At 74.0% G+C, this 13164-nt stretch carries 13 protein-coding genes; 3 read left to right on the top strand and 10 right to left on the bottom strand.

What is annotated here, in order from left to right; all coding sequences use genetic code 11:
* Window positions 1-248: 248 nt before the first annotated feature.
* Window positions 249-1175 (bottom strand): polysaccharide deacetylase family protein, encoded by a 927-nt coding sequence (locus GKQ77_RS16955; protein ID WP_219689614.1) that lies wholly within the window; start codon window positions 1173-1175, stop codon window positions 249-251.
* Window positions 1176-1257: 82 nt separating this feature from the next.
* On the opposite strand from GKQ77_RS16955, the gene GKQ77_RS16950 reads away from it, so the two are divergent.
* The gene (locus tag GKQ77_RS16950; protein WP_219689613.1) at window positions 1258-2544 is read left to right on the top strand and encodes a class I SAM-dependent methyltransferase; all 1287 of its coding nucleotides are present in this window, start codon (window positions 1258-1260) and stop codon (window positions 2542-2544) included.
* Between the two features lie 148 nt (window positions 2545-2692).
* Here the strand turns inward: GKQ77_RS16950 and GKQ77_RS16945 are convergent, their stop codons facing one another.
* Window positions 2693-4147 carry an MFS transporter gene (locus GKQ77_RS16945; RefSeq protein WP_219689612.1) on the bottom strand — a complete coding sequence of 485 codons (1455 nt, stop codon included), beginning with the start codon at window positions 4145-4147 and terminating at the stop codon, window positions 2693-2695.
* A 73-nt stretch (window positions 4148-4220) separates the two neighbouring features.
* On the opposite strand from GKQ77_RS16945, the gene GKQ77_RS16940 reads away from it, so the two are divergent.
* Window positions 4221-4901: a TetR/AcrR family transcriptional regulator gene (locus GKQ77_RS16940; protein ID WP_308117690.1), complete on the top strand. Its 681-nt coding sequence runs from the start codon at window positions 4221-4223 to the stop codon at window positions 4899-4901.
* A gap of 159 nt (window positions 4902-5060) precedes the next feature.
* Here the strand turns inward: GKQ77_RS16940 and GKQ77_RS16935 are convergent, their stop codons facing one another.
* Genes GKQ77_RS16935 through tsaB form a run of 4 tightly spaced genes read right to left on the bottom strand, consistent with a single transcriptional unit; the run spans window position 5061 to window position 7615 of the window.
* Window positions 5061-5318 carry a hypothetical protein gene (locus GKQ77_RS16935; RefSeq protein WP_125514500.1) on the bottom strand — a complete coding sequence of 86 codons (258 nt, stop codon included), beginning with the start codon at window positions 5316-5318 and terminating at the stop codon, window positions 5061-5063.
* Complete coding sequence (gene tsaD, locus GKQ77_RS16930) at window positions 5315-6439, bottom strand: tRNA (adenosine(37)-N6)-threonylcarbamoyltransferase complex transferase subunit TsaD (RefSeq protein ID WP_219689610.1); 1125 nt, start codon at window positions 6437-6439, stop codon at window positions 5315-5317. Before tsaD ends, GKQ77_RS16935 begins: the two co-directional genes overlap by 4 nt.
* Window positions 6432-6917 carry a ribosomal protein S18-alanine N-acetyltransferase gene (rimI, locus tag GKQ77_RS16925; RefSeq protein WP_219689615.1) on the bottom strand — a complete coding sequence of 162 codons (486 nt, stop codon included), beginning with the start codon at window positions 6915-6917 and terminating at the stop codon, window positions 6432-6434. The genes tsaD and rimI overlap by 8 nt, the downstream gene beginning before the upstream one ends.
* Window positions 6918-6958: 41 nt before the next feature.
* Window positions 6959-7615 carry a tRNA (adenosine(37)-N6)-threonylcarbamoyltransferase complex dimerization subunit type 1 TsaB gene (gene tsaB, locus GKQ77_RS16920; RefSeq protein WP_219689609.1) on the bottom strand — a complete coding sequence of 219 codons (657 nt, stop codon included), beginning with the start codon at window positions 7613-7615 and terminating at the stop codon, window positions 6959-6961.
* Between the two features lie 111 nt (window positions 7616-7726).
* Here tsaB and GKQ77_RS16915 point away from each other — a divergent pair, with 111 nt between their 5' ends.
* Window positions 7727-8272, top strand: coding sequence for a hypothetical protein (locus GKQ77_RS16915; protein WP_219689608.1), 546 nt, complete (start codon window positions 7727-7729; stop codon window positions 8270-8272).
* 317 nt (window positions 8273-8589) lie between these two features.
* On the opposite strand, the gene tsaE is transcribed toward GKQ77_RS16915, so the two are convergent.
* From tsaE to GKQ77_RS16895, 4 genes are all read right to left on the bottom strand, one after another.
* The gene (tsaE, locus tag GKQ77_RS16910; RefSeq protein WP_219689607.1) at window positions 8590-9102 is read right to left on the bottom strand and encodes a tRNA (adenosine(37)-N6)-threonylcarbamoyltransferase complex ATPase subunit type 1 TsaE; all 513 of its coding nucleotides are present in this window, start codon (window positions 9100-9102) and stop codon (window positions 8590-8592) included.
* Window positions 9103-9112: 10 nt separating this feature from the next.
* A complete protein-coding gene (locus tag GKQ77_RS16905; protein ID WP_219689606.1) occupies window positions 9113-10327 on the bottom strand; it encodes an alpha/beta fold hydrolase in 1215 nt (404 codons plus the stop codon).
* A gap of 41 nt (window positions 10328-10368) precedes the next feature.
* Window positions 10369-11529 (bottom strand): alanine racemase, encoded by a 1161-nt coding sequence (gene alr, locus GKQ77_RS16900; RefSeq protein WP_219689605.1) that lies wholly within the window; start codon window positions 11527-11529, stop codon window positions 10369-10371.
* Between the two features lie 160 nt (window positions 11530-11689).
* Window positions 11690-13129: an NAD(P)H-hydrate dehydratase gene (locus GKQ77_RS16895; RefSeq protein ID WP_219689604.1), complete on the bottom strand. Its 1440-nt coding sequence runs from the start codon at window positions 13127-13129 to the stop codon at window positions 11690-11692.
* Between the last annotated feature and the right edge of the window lie 35 nt (window positions 13130-13164).

Below are 13164 nucleotides of genomic sequence, written 5' to 3'. Positions count from 1 at the left end.
GGATTGCCCGGCCGCGCCTCCGTGACGCCTCATTTCCTCTTGCCCGGCACCGGGGTCTGTGCCCACCCGTTCCGCCCTGCGGAACGCCTGCCCACAGGCGGAGGCGGGCGGTTGCCTGTCGGGGAGCTTCTCCGCGGCCTTGCGGCCCAGTCGCTCGATCGGGTCAATCGAATCCGCGCAGGACGTCAGCAGCGCGGGCGCGAGTACTCCGCACAGGAGGGCCCCGGCCAGTGCTCGCGCCCGCCGGGTCACAGGTAGTCCTCCAGCCTGGCCACCGCGTACCCCTTGTCCGTGACCGTCTTCATGAGCCTGCGGACCATGTCGGGCATGGTGCCCTTCCAGTCCTCGCGGCCCCGGAAGTGGGTGAGGATGATGTCGCCGGGGTGCAGGTCGCGGTCCCACTCGCGGTACTCCATGCGGTCCGCGAAGACCTCCGAGTTCCACAGCGGCACCGCCTTGATGCCGCAGGACTTCGCGGCCCGCAGCGTGTCCTCGTTGTAGTTGCCGTAGGGCGGGCGGAAGAGTTCGGGCCGCTTGCCGTAGTGCTTCTCGATGGTGTCCTGCATGCCGCAGATCTCGCGGCGCTGACCCTCGTACGAGAGGCCGGGCATGTAGCGGTGGTTGAGGGTGTGGTTGTTCAGGGTGACCCCGCGCGACTGCATCTTCTTGAAGTACGCGTAGTCCTCCTTGACCAGGTAGTCGCTGAGGAACGCGGTGTACGGGATCTTCAGGTCGCTCATCATCCGCAGCAGCGCCGGGTCCTTCTCGGCGCCGTCGTCGATGGTGAGGAAGACGACCTTCTGCCTGGTCGGGATGGTCGTGAAGACCGGCGGGAGCTTGGCCTGGCCCTTGACCTCGAAGCCCTTGCGGGTGGTGAGCCTCGGCTTCGTCCTCGGCGGTGCGGGCGCGGCCAGCGGGGTCTTGGCCAGGCGCCAGCGCTTGGCGGCCGCGACCCGCGCGGCCTGGGCGGCGCCGAGCTGCTGGGCATAGGAGTCGAGGGCCCTGGCGGGCGGGGCCTTGAGCGGCTGCTGGCCGTGGGCGGGCCGCACGGCGTCGGAGCCGTCGCCGGAGGCGCAGCCCGAGGCGATCGCCGCGGCGGTCAGGACCGCCACGACGGCACGCGTCTGATTCATCCGCCGTGCGGCGGATTCTTCCTTTTGTCGTACAAGTTGCATGGCGCCGGATCCTCGCAGTTCACCGGCGCTCCCAGGGGCCGACACCGCCACCGGCCGCGCACCATCCACCGACTGGCCCACAATGGGGCGGGTGAACGACCCGAACACGCCGAGCGCCCCTGCCGCCGACCGCGCCCCCGGAGGCACCGGAGCCGCCGGAGGCACCGAGGGCGCCGGCCTCGACGATCCCCTCGCCGCCTTCGCCGCCCTGCTCACCGAAGCGGGCCGCGCCCTGCTCGACGAGGTGCGGGACGTCGAGCCCGCGCAGGAGCTGGCCGCCGCCACCCGGCTGCGCCGCGACCACCCGGCGCCGCTGGTCTCGGCCGCCCTCGCCCAGGCGCGGCTGCGCCAACGGGCCGCGGCGAAGTTCGGCGCCGAGGACGCGGCCCGGATGTTCTTCACGCCCGACGGGGTCGAGCAGTCCACCCGCGCCTCCGTCGCCACCCATCGCGCCGAGAGCTTCCGGAAGCTGGGGGTGCGTTCCCTCGCCGACCTGTGCTGCGGCATCGGCGGCGACGCGATCGCCCTCGCGCGGGCCGGGATCTCCGTGCTCGCCGTCGACCGTTCCCCGCTGACCTGCGCGGTCGCCCGGGCCAACGCCCAGGCGCTCGGCCTCGCCGACCTGATCGAGGTCCGGGAGGCCGATGTCACCGACGTGGACACATCGGCGTACGACGCGGTGTTCGTGGACCCGGCGCGGCGCTCGTCCAAGCGCGGCCGCATCTTCGACCCGGAGTCCTACTCCCCGCCGCTGTCCTGGGCGATCGAGACGGCCCGCGCGGCCCCGCGCGCCGCGCTGAAGATCGCCCCCGGCATCCCGCACGAGGCGATCCCCGCCGAGGCCGAGGCCGAGTGGATCTCGGACGGCGGCGACGTGAAGGAGGCCGTGCTGTGGTTCGGCACGGACGCTCCCGCCTCGCACCGCGCGACGCTCCTGCCCCGGAACGTCTCCCTGTGGAGCCCGCTGGCCACGATGCTGCCCGACCCCGGAGTGCGGCCCGTGGGGCGGTACTTGTACGAGCCCGACGGCGCCGTCATCCGTGCGCATCTGGTCGCGGAGGTCGCGGCGCGGGTCGGCGGCGGGCTGATCGACGAGACGATCGCGTACGTCACGTCCGACGCGCTGCACGAGACGCCGTACGCGGTGGCGTACGAGATCACCGACCAGCTCCCCTTCGGCGTGAAGAAGCTGAAGGCCCTGCTGAGGGAGCGGGAGGTCGGCACCCTGACGGTGAAGAAGCGGGGCTCGGCGGTCGAGCCGGAGGAGCTGCGCCGCAAGGTGAAGCCGCGGGGCAAGAACGCGGCGACGGTGTTCCTGACGCGGGTGGCGGGGGCGCCCGCGATGCTGATCGGGCACCCGGCCCCCTAAGGGGCGCGGGGAACTGCGCGAGCAACCACAGCCGACCCGCGGGCTCCGAGATGTCAGCCCCTCCGGCGCTTGAGGAGCGGGGTTCGATATGTCAGCCCCTCCGGCGCTTGAGGAGCGGGGTCCGGGGCGGAGCCCCGAGGCGGAGGCCTCAGGCGCGGGCCACAGGGTCCGGGGCGGAGCCCCGAGTCGGCGGTACTGGTGATGACGGACGACGGCCGTGCAGCACGGCCGTCCCCAGCGCGGCCGCCACCAGGAGCCCCGCGGAGGCCGCGAAGGCCGCCGCGTACCCCTCGGCGAGGGCGTTCTCGCCCTGCCCGGAGCCCGTGGTGTTCGCCGCGACCGTGACCAGGACCGCGAGGCCGAGCGAGCCGCCGAGCTGGCGTGAGCTGTTGAGCAGCCCGGAGGCCATGCCCGTCTCCTCGGGCGCCACACCGCTGGTCGCGGCCGTGCCCAGCGGGACGAAGCACATGCCGATGCCGACGCTGGCGACCAGCGAGGGCCCGAGGATCGAGCCGAGGAACGTGCCGCCCGCCTCGGCCGTCAGCGCGAACCAGCCGAACCCGGCGGCCCCCAGCAGCCCGCCCGCCACCAGCAGCGCCCGCTCACCGGCCCGCCCGACCAGCCGGGTCGCGGCCGTCGACCCGGCCACGACGCCCGCGCAGAACGGCAGGAACGCGGCACCGGCCGCCGTCGGCCCGTACCCCATCACCTGCTGGAGGTAGAGCGAGGTGAAGTAGAAGGCGGCGAACTGCCCCGAGGACATCAGCAGCGCGAAGACGTTCGCGGAGAGCACGGGCCGATGGGCGGCGCCGAGCAGGCCGAGCCGCAGCAACGGCTCCCGCTCGCGGGCCTCGACGGCGACGAAGCCCGCGAGCAGCACGGCCGCGACGGCGAGCGTGCCCAGCGTGGTGCCCGATCCCCAGGCGTACGTCTCCGTGCGCACGAGACCGAGTACGAGCAACGCCATCCCGGCCGTGACGAGCAGGGCGCCGGTGAGGTCGAGCCGGGGCGCGGGCCCGGTGCGGCGGTCGGCGGGCACTCCGTGGCGCGCGGCGAGGAGCGCGGCGAGCACCACGGGGACGTTGACGAGCATCACCGAACGCCAGCCCAGCCAGTCGGTGAGCACCCCGCCCGCCATGATCCCGACCGCTCCGCCGAGCGCCCCGGAGACGCCCCACAGGCCGAGCGCCCGCGAACGCGCGGGCCCCGCCGCGTAGTTGACGGTGATCAGCGTGAGCGCGACGGGGGCCAGCGCCGCCGCGCCCGCGCCCTGCACCGCCCGCGCCGCGATGAGCTGGCCCGGCGTCAGGGCAAGCCCGCCCGCGAGGCCGGCCGCCCCGAAGACGACGAAGCCCCAGATGAGGGTGGGCCGCCGCCCGATCAGGTCGGCGAGGCGCCCGCCGAGCATGAGCAGGCCGCCGAAGGCGAGCGCGTAGGCGTTGACGACCCAGAGCAGCGCGTCCGGGGTGAAGCCGAGGTCGTCGCCCATGTCGGGCAGGGCGATGTTGACGACGGACATGTCGAGGGAGACGAGGAACTGCACGGTGAGCAGCACCGGCAGTAAACGCCCTTGCGGGGTACGCGAGTTCACCTTGTTCACCATGGGCGGCACATTACTATACGCGTATAGAAATCAGGCAGGGGTCTGGGCGGGGCGAGCGCGCGACAATGAGCCGGTGGCAGCAGAAGAGAAGGCGAAGAAGCGCGGCGTGGGACGGCCCCGCCGCCTGGAGCCGGAGGCGATCGTCGCGACCGCCCGCCGGATCCTGGAGGAGGAGGGCGTGGCGGCGCTGAGCATGCGCCGGGTCGCCAAGGAGGTCGGCACGACACCGATGGCGCTCTACCACCACGTGCGCGACAAGGACGAGCTGCTGATGCTCACCCTCGCGGGCACCGCCGCCACGGTCCCCCGCCCCGAGCTGCCCGCCGACCCCCGCGCGCGCCTCCTCGCCGTCACCCTGCACATGCACGGCACGTTGGCGCGGATGCCCTGGGTGGTCGAGGTGCTCAGCCTCGGCGACCTCACCGACAAGGGCGCCCTGTGGATGGTCGAGGAGATCGTCGGCGCGGGCGTCGAGTGCGGGCTCACCCCCGTGGAGGCGGTCCGCGCCTACCGGACCCTCTGGCACTGCGTCTACGGAGACCTGGTCTTCCGGCGTGCGATGGAGCGGCGCGCGGAGGAGCCGGACCGTAAGCGGTACTTCCCCGACATGCTCACCGACGCGGACGCGGCCGAACTCCCCCATCTTGCGGCGCTCGCCGACAGCTGGGCCGAGCTGACCGAGGACTACGACGTTGCCCGGCAACTGGGCGCGGTGATCGACGGGTTGCTGGCGCAGGCGGGGCGCCCGGAGTGAGGCAGCCGCCGGCGGGGCTTGTGTGCGGCGTTTCCCTGCGGGGGCGTCGTGGCTGGTCGCGCAGTTCCTCGCGCCCCTATCGGGGCGCGGGGAACTGCGCGAGCAACCACAAGCCCTGCCGCGCGGCACCCACACGCCCCCGCCTGGCGGAACCTGGCGTCAGTCCGCGTCGACCGGCTCGAAGCGCCAGCGATGCACCGCCCGTGTCACCAACTCCGGCGCGGGCTCCGGCAGTTCCGGAAGGTCGGCGTCGTACGCCGCGTCCCACCAGGTGATGACGAGGACCCGGTCCTGCGGCGCGCGGAAGGTCTCCCGCCGCAACGGGGCGACGTCGAACCGCTGCTCCCGCGCCCACGCGAGCAGCTCGGCGCCCCGCCCCTCGACGGCACGGGCCTCCCACATCAGCGCGACGCTCACGAGTACAGGTTCCCCTTGCTGACCTCGTGCACATGGTCGTGATCATGCGAGTGCGCGTGCGTGTGCGCGTGCCCCGGCACATGCGGCTCCGTCACCGGCAGCGACGAGTCCGCCGACAGGTCCCAGGCCGACGCCGAACGGTTGCGCGCCACCATCTCCGCGCCGAGGGCCGCGACCATCGCGCCGTTGTCCGTGCACAGCTTCGGGCGCGGCACGCGCAGCCGGATCCCGGCCTTCTCGCACCGCTCCTGCGCCAGCGCGCGAAGCCGCGAGTTGGCGGCCACGCCACCGCCGATCATGAGGTGGTCGACGCCCTCGTCCTTGCAGGCCCGCACGGCCTTGCGGGTCAGCACGTCGACGATCGCCTCCTGGAAGGACGCCGACACGTCCCGCACCGGCACGTCCTCGCCCGCGGCCCGCTTCGCCTCGATCCAGCGGGCGACGGACGTCTTGAGCCCCGAGAAGGAGAAGTCGTACGCGGGGTCGCGCGGCCCGGTGAGCCCGCGCGGGAAGGCGATGGCGTTCGGGTCGCCCTCGCGCGCGTACCGGTCGATGACGGGACCGCCCGGGAAGCCGAGGTTCAGCACCCGCGCGATCTTGTCGAAGGCCTCGCCCGCCGCGTCGTCGATGGTCGAGCCGAGCGGCCGCACGTCCGAGGTGATGTCGGCGGAGAGCAGCAGCGAGGAGTGGCCGCCGGAGACCAGGAGTGCCATGGTCGGCTCGGGCAGCGGCCCGTGCTCCAGCTGGTCCACACAGATGTGCGAGGCGAGGTGGTTGACGCCGTACAGCGGCTTGCCGAGCGCGTACGCGTACGCCTTCGCGGCGGAGACGCCGACGAGCAGCGCGCCCGCGAGCCCGGGCCCGGCGGTCACCGCGATGCCGTCGAGGTCCTTCGCGCTCACCCCCGCTTCCTTCAGGGCGCGCTCGATGGTCGGCACCATCGCCTCCAGGTGCGCGCGGGAGGCGACCTCGGGCACGACGCCGCCGAACCGGGCGTGCTCGTCGACGCTGGAGGCGACGGCGTCGGCGAGCAGGGTCGTGCCGCGGACGATGCCGACGCCGGTCTCGTCGCAGGAGGTCTCGATGCCGAGGACGAGGGGTTCGTCGCGCGAGTCAGCCATGAATCTCGGTTCCTTGTACGCCAGTCGGTGCGGGGGTGGAGGGATCGGTGCGGCGCATGACCAGGGCGTCCACGTTGCCGGGCTGGTAGTAGCCGCGCCGGAAGCCGATGGGCTCGAAGCCGAAACGCTCGTACAGCTTCTGCGCCCTGGTGTTGTCGACCCGTACTTCGAGCATCACCTGGGGGCACTCGAAGGCGGTCGCGGCCTGGAGCAGGTCGGTGAGCAGCCGGGCGCCGAGCCCGGTGCCCCAGTGGTCGCGGGCGACGGCGATGGTCTGCACGTCGGCGAGGTCCCCGGCGGCGGCGAGCCCCGCGTACCCGACGAGGCGGTCGCCGTCCATGGCCACCACATAGCGACGGGTGGCCAGCGGCCCGCGCGAGTGGGCCAGCTCGGACCAGAACATGCCGCGCGACCAGGCGTCGTCCGGGAAGAGTTCCTTCTCCAGGGCGAACACCGCGTCAATGTCCCACCAGCGCATCTCGCGCAGCCCGGCGGCCGCGGGCACCTCGGTCGCCTCGGTCACTTGGGTGTGACCACCTTGTAGTTCTTGGGCACCTGCGCGTCGGGCCGGCGCAGGTACAGCGGACGGGGCTCGGGCAGTTCCTCGCCGGCGGCCAGCCTCTCCGCGGCCAGGGAGGCGAGCGCCGCCGCCGAGACGTGCTCGGGGGCGCGGGCGTCGGGGAAGGTGTCGGGGTAGAGCAGCGCGCCCGCGCCGACGGCGGGCAGCCCCTCGACCTGGGCGGCGATGTCCGCGGGCCGGTCGACCGCGGGCTCGCTCGCTCTCGTGCGTACGTCGTCGTAGCGCGCCCAGTAGACCTCCTTGCGCCGGGCGTCGGTGGCGACCACGAAGGGGCCGGACTCGATGCCGGAGGCGTAGGCGAGGCCGTCCAGCGTGCAGATCCCGTGCACGGGCACGCCGAGGGCGAGGCCGAACGTGTCGGCGGTCATCAGGCCGACGCGCAGTCCGGTGTAGGGGCCGGGGCCCACTCCGGCGACGACGGCGGTGACGGCGTCGAGTCTCAGACCGGCGTCGGCGAGCACGCGGTCGACGGCCGGGAGCAGCAGCTCCCCGTGGCGCCGGGCGTCCACCTGGCTCGACTGGGCCACGACGGATGAGCCGTCGTGGAGGGCGACGGTGACGGCGGGCGTTGCGGTATCAAGAGCGAGCAAGAGCACGCGAACAGCCTACGGCTCCGGCGCCCTCCGCACGGCCGCCCCGGGATGAGGGGTGCCTCCTGCTACCGTCGGTTCACAGCCGTCGCAGTCCGAAAAGGTGGGTGGCGCAAGGTGTCAAGGAGCAGCTCGGGATTTGTGGCCGGGCTCACCGCCGCGGCGGTCGCCGCGATCGGCTTCCTCGCCTATCAGGCCTCGGCCAGTGCCCCGGACCCGGCCAAGCCCGAGCAGTCCCCGGGCGCCAGCGCCCCCCGCTCCCCCAGGGACAGGGCGAACCCGACGGCGGTGCCGCCCGAGTCCGGCGCGGGCGAGCGGGTCGTCTACTCCGTGAGCGAGGACCGGGTCTGGCTGGTCGAGGCGTCCGGCAAGCCGCGGATCACGTTCACGGTCACGCCGGGCTCGGTGGACCCCGCCCCGGGCACGTACGCCGTCACCTCGCGCTCGGGGACCGTCACCGGAACGGACGGGGTGCCGATCGAGCACGTCGTGCGGTTCGCGTCCGTCGAGGGGATCACGATCGGTTTCAGCGCGGCGGTCGACGGCTCGACGCCGAAGCCGGATCCGGCGAAGAAGACGGGCGGCATCCGTGAGTCGCGGGCGCACGGCAACGCCATGTGGGAGTTCGCGACGATCAGCAAGAAGGTCGTCGTCGTTCCGTAGGCCCGTCCCCGGCGGGCGCCGGGTCCCTGGGCGGGGTGGAGACCGCGGTCGCGGCGGCGCACGAGGCGAGCAGATCGCTCATCGACGGATGCGAGAGGCCCGAGACGGCCGAAGGTCCCGGCAGACCGTGCACCTGCGCGTGCGGCTGCGGCTGTACGTCACGTTCTGAAGCCGGCATGGATGCCTCCTGGGCTCCCGGGGACAGACGTGGTTAGGTAGACCTAACCAGGACCGGTACCCATGTGACCACGCGCGGCGCGCACAGCGCAAGATTTTGCCGACGACTTGTCGGAACCTTCGGCTGAACGCCCTTTCCGCTAGGCCGCGAGCGACGCCAGGTCCGCGTCCGACCACCGCCCGCCGAGCCCGGTCAGCGTCACCTCGCGCACCTCGTCCGTCGTATCGCCCACGGCCCGGTCGATGACGACGTGCAGCCGATCGTCCGACAGCTCCTCGACCTTGCCCTCGCCCCACTCGACGACGACCACCGAATCGGGCAGCGAGACATCGAGGTCCAGGTCCTCCATCTCGTCGAGCCCGCCGCCCAGGCGGTACGCGTCGACGTGCACCAGCGCGGGGCCCGGCCCGAGCGGGGGGTGGACGCGGGCGATGACGAAGGTCGGGGAGGTGACGGCGCCGCGCACGCCGAGGCCCTCACCGAGGCCGCGGGTCAGCGTCGTCTTGCCGGCGCCCAGCTCGCCGGTGAGCATGACGAGGTCGCCGGGGCGCAGGAGTTTCGCGAGGCGACGGCCCAACTCGCCCATTTGTTCGGGGGAGTTGACGGTGATCTTGAGTACGTTGGCGGGGGCCTGGTGGTGCGGTGCTTCCATGCCGTCCACGTTAGCCGCTGGAGGACCCCGCGTCGGCTGCCGCCCGCCCGGCGGCCGCCCTCGCCAGCAGCTCCGCGAGCCGGTCCGAGACCACCTCGGGGTGCTCCAGCATGACCAGGTGCCCGGCGTCGGGGACCAGGACAAGCTCGGCGTCCGGCAGTACCGCCGCGATCGCCTCGCTGTGCTCGCTCGGGGTGACCAGGTCCTTCTCCCCCGCGAGCACCAGCACCGGCAGCCCGGCGAAGTGCGCGAGCGCCGCCGCCTTGTCGTGCTCGGCGAACGCCGGGTAGAACTCCGCGACCACGTCGATCGGCGTCGCCTCGATCATCCGCTCCGCGAACCGCGCGATCGCCGGGTCCACGTCCCCGCGCGAGAACGAGTAGCGCTTGATGACCCCGGCGAAAAGGTCGGCGGTGGCCCGCCGCCCCCGCTCCACCAGCTCCGCCTGCGAGCCGAGCGCCCGCAGCACGCCGGGAAGGACCCGGCGGACCGCGTTCATCCCGGCGACCGGGAGCCCGAAATTCACCTGACCGAGCTTCCCCGACGACGTACCGACGAGGGCGACGGCCACCACGCGGTCGCGGATCAGCTCGGGGAACTGGTCGGCGAGGGCCATCGTCGTCATGCCGCCCATGGAGTGCCCGACGAGGACGAGCGGCCCCTCGGGCGCGGCCGCGTCGATGACGGCCTTCAGATCGCGGCCCAACTGGTCGATGGAGACCGGCACATCGCGCTCGGCCTGGTCGACGCCCCGCCCGGAGCGGGCATGGCTGCGCTGGTCCCAGTAGACCGCGCGGACCACGCCGCGCAGGGCGGCCCGCTGGAAGTGCCAGGAGTCCTGGCTCAGGCAGTAGCCGTGGCTGAAGACGACGGTGACGGGGGCGGAGGCGCGGCGTCCGAGGCCCCGGCGTCCGCGCGCGGCCTGCTCGCCGTCGGTCTCGACCTCCTCGACCTCGTACGAGAGTTCGGTGCCGTCGTCCGCGTACGCCGTGCCGGGCATGCCGCGCAGCGAGCCGTACGGACCGGCGGAGTCCAGGGCGAGGCGGGCCTTCTTGCGCATCCCGCGCCCCACGGTGAGCCGCTCGATGGCGACCCCCGCGGCCGCGCCCGCGGCTAGCACGCCGAGCGCGGTACCGGCCACCCCGGCCCGGCGCCAGTTCCCCGCCGCGACGGCGGCCGCCGTCACCGCTTCCGCCGCGGCAGCCCCCGTGCTGCTCTCGCTCACGTGCCGCTCCTAGTCAGTGAGTCAGTGGTCGGACCGCTCGTTCACATCTCTCCGGTGCCGGGCCGCTCATTCACGTAGACGCGCGGGACACGCGATCCGATGCGGGTGACGATCTCGTACGCGATGGTGCCCGCGGCCTGCGCCCAGTCCTCGGCGGTCGGCTCGCCGCGGTCGCCGGGCCCGAACAGCACCGCCTCGCTGCCCACTTCGGGCTCGTCCCCGCCGAGGTCGACCACGAACTGGTCCATCGCCACGCGGCCCGCGACCGTACGCCACTTGCCGTCGACGAGGACCGGGGCCGTACCGGAGGCGTGTCGGGGGATGCCGTCGCCGTACCCGGCGGGGACGAGGCCGAGAGTCGTCTCGCCCGGGGTGACGTAGTGGTGGCCGTAACTGACCCCGTGACCCGCCGGAGCGTGCTTCACATGGGCGAGCGAGGCGGTGAGCGTCATGACGGGCCGCAGCCCGAACTCCTCCGGAGCGCCCAGCTCGGGGCTCGGCGAGACGCCGTACATCGCGATGCCCGGCCGTACGAGGTCGAAGTGGGCCTCCGGGACCGTGAGCGTCGCCGGGGAGTTGGCGATGTGCCGCACCTCGGGGCGTATGCCCTGTTCCTCGGCGAAGGCCACCATCTCGCGGAAGACGGTGAGCTGGGCGGCGATCGACGGGTGCCCCGGCTCGTCGGCGCACGCGAAGTGCGACCAGAGCCCGGTGACGCGGATCAGCCCCTCGGCCTCGGCGCGCAGGGACGCGGCGATCAGTTCGGGCCAGTCGGCGGGCATGCAGCCGTTGCGGCCGAGGCCGGTGTCGGCCTTGAGCTGGACACGGGCGGTGCGGCCCGCCGCACGGGCGGCCTCCGTCACCTCTCCGAGCGCCCACAGCGCGCTCACCGACATGTCCAGGTCGGCCTCGACGCCCTCGCGCCAGGGGCCGCCCGGCGTCCACAGCCAGCACATGATCCGCCCCGGCAGCCCGGCGGCGCGCAGGGCCAGGGCCTCCTCGGGCGTCGCGGTCCCGATCCAGCCGGCACCGGCCTGGACGGCGGCCTTGGCGCAGGGCACCATCCCGTGGCCGTACGCGTCGGCCTTCACCACGGCCATCAACGCGGCGTCCGGCGCGTGGGCACGCAGCGCGCGCACGTTGGCGCGGAGGGCGGCGAGGTCGATCTCGGCCCGGACACGGAAGGGTGCTGTCTCGTTCATCGCGCACAAGTCTCTCAGAGCGCGAGGGCCGCCCCGCTTCGCCGGGCCTTTCTGGGCGGGCGCACGGACCGGCGCGGGCGGCTCGCCCCGGACGGCTCCCGCGTCCCCGTGTCCCCGCGCCCTGACCGACGGGGCGCCCGGACCGACGGGCCGGTCCCGATCAGCCCAGCCGCCGTACATCCCGCCACGCGGCCGGAATCGCGTCGGCCACGTCCTGCGCGGCGACCGGCGCCCCGTCCGACGCCTGCCGTGCGGCGAGGCCGTGGAGGTACGCGCCGACGGAACCGGCGTCCCGCGCGCCGAGGCCCGCCGCGAGCAGGGAGCCCGCGAGCCCGGACAGGACGTCGCCGCTGCCCGCGGTGGCGAGCCAGGGCGTGCCGGTGGGGTTGACGCGCACGGCGCCCTCGCCAGAGGCGACCAGCGTGGTGGACCCCTTCAGGAGCACGGTCGCACCGAACCGCCCCGCCAGCTCCCGGACGGCCGAGAGCCGGGCAGACTCCACCTCCTCACGGGCGACCCCGAGAAGCGCGGCGGCCTCCCCGGCGTGCGGCGTGAGCAGCGTCGGCGCGCGCCGGGCCCGCACCTCACGCTCCCCCGCGAGCCGCAGGCCGTCCGCGTCGATCAGTACGGGCACATCGGCGGCGACCACGTCCCGCAGCCGCTCCTCGTCGTCCCCGAGCCCGGGCCCCACGACCCAGGCCTGCACCCGTCCCGCCTTCGACGGCGGCCCGGCGGACACCAGCGCCTCGGGGAACCGCGCGACGACCGCGTCCGCGGCGGGCCCCACGTACCGGACGGCGCCCGCGCCCCCGCGCAGCGCCCCGGCCACGCAGAGCACGGCGGCGCCGGGGTACCGCGCGGACCCGGCGACGACGCCGACGACACCGCGCCGGTACTTGTCGCTCTCCCCGCCCGGCTGCGGCAGCAGCGCCGCCACATCCGCGTACTGAAGGGCTTCGAGCACCCGTTCGTCCGCGGCCAGTTCGAGCCCGATGTCGACGAGCCGCACCGCACCGGCGTACTCGCGTCCCGGATCGATCAGCAGCCCCGGCTTGTACGCCCCGAACGTCACCGTCACATCGGCGCGCACCGCCTCTCCGTGCACCTCGCCCGTGTCCGCGTCGATGCCGCTCGGCAGATCCACGGCGACGACGAGGGCGTCCCGCGCGACAGCGGCGACGAGCTGGGCGGCACGCTCCCGGAGCCCGCCGCGCCCCCCGATACCGACGATGCCGTCCACGACGAGGCGGGCCCGCGCGACGGCTCGCTCCGCGCGGCCCTCGGCACCGCCCACGACCGTCCCGCCGGCCGCGCGCAGCGCCGCGAGGCCGCCGGCGTGGGTGCGCTCCGGGCTGAGCAGCACGGCGGTGACTCCCGCGCCGCGCCGGGCCAGGCCGGCGCCCGCGTACAGGGCGTCGCCGCCGTTGTCCCCACTGCCCACGAGCAGCGTGACCCGGGCGCCGTACACCTTGCCGAGCAGCTGCGCGCACTCCGCGGCGAGGCCGGCCGCGGCCCTCCGCATCAGCGCGCCTTCGGGCCCCCGCGCCATGACCTCACGCTCGGCCCCCCGAACACTCTCCACGCCATACGCACTACGCATCCCCCCAGTGTGCCCAGGAACCCCCTCTCCAGCAG

Origin of the sequence: Streptomyces anatolicus, assembly GCF_019400875.1 — a bacterium.
GTDB lineage: Bacteria > Actinomycetota > Actinomycetes > Streptomycetales > Streptomycetaceae > Streptomyces > Streptomyces anatolicus.
This window is presented reverse-complemented; position numbering and strand designations above follow the sequence as displayed.

Coding starts and splice junctions, on each gene's coding strand:
- GKQ77_RS16955 (WP_219689614.1), bottom strand. CDS start 1,175: ATGCAACTTGTACGACAAAAGGAAGAATCCGCCGCACGGCGGATGAAT.
- GKQ77_RS16950 (WP_219689613.1), top strand. CDS start 1,258: ATGGGGCGGGTGAACGACCCGAACACGCCGAGCGCCCCTGCCGCCGAC.
- GKQ77_RS16945 (WP_219689612.1), bottom strand. CDS start 4,147: ATGGTGAACAAGGTGAACTCGCGTACCCCGCAAGGGCGTTTACTGCCG.
- tsaD (WP_219689610.1), bottom strand. CDS start 6,439: ATGGCTGACTCGCGCGACGAACCCCTCGTCCTCGGCATCGAGACCTCC.
- rimI (WP_219689615.1), bottom strand. CDS start 6,917: ATGCGCTGGTGGGACATTGACGCGGTGTTCGCCCTGGAGAAGGAACTC.
- tsaE (WP_219689607.1), bottom strand. CDS start 9,102: ATGGAAGCACCGCACCACCAGGCCCCCGCCAACGTACTCAAGATCACC.
- alr (WP_219689605.1), bottom strand. CDS start 11,529: ATGAACGAGACAGCACCCTTCCGTGTCCGGGCCGAGATCGACCTCGCC.
- GKQ77_RS16895 (WP_219689604.1), bottom strand. CDS start 13,129: ATGCGTAGTGCGTATGGCGTGGAGAGTGTTCGGGGGGCCGAGCGTGAG.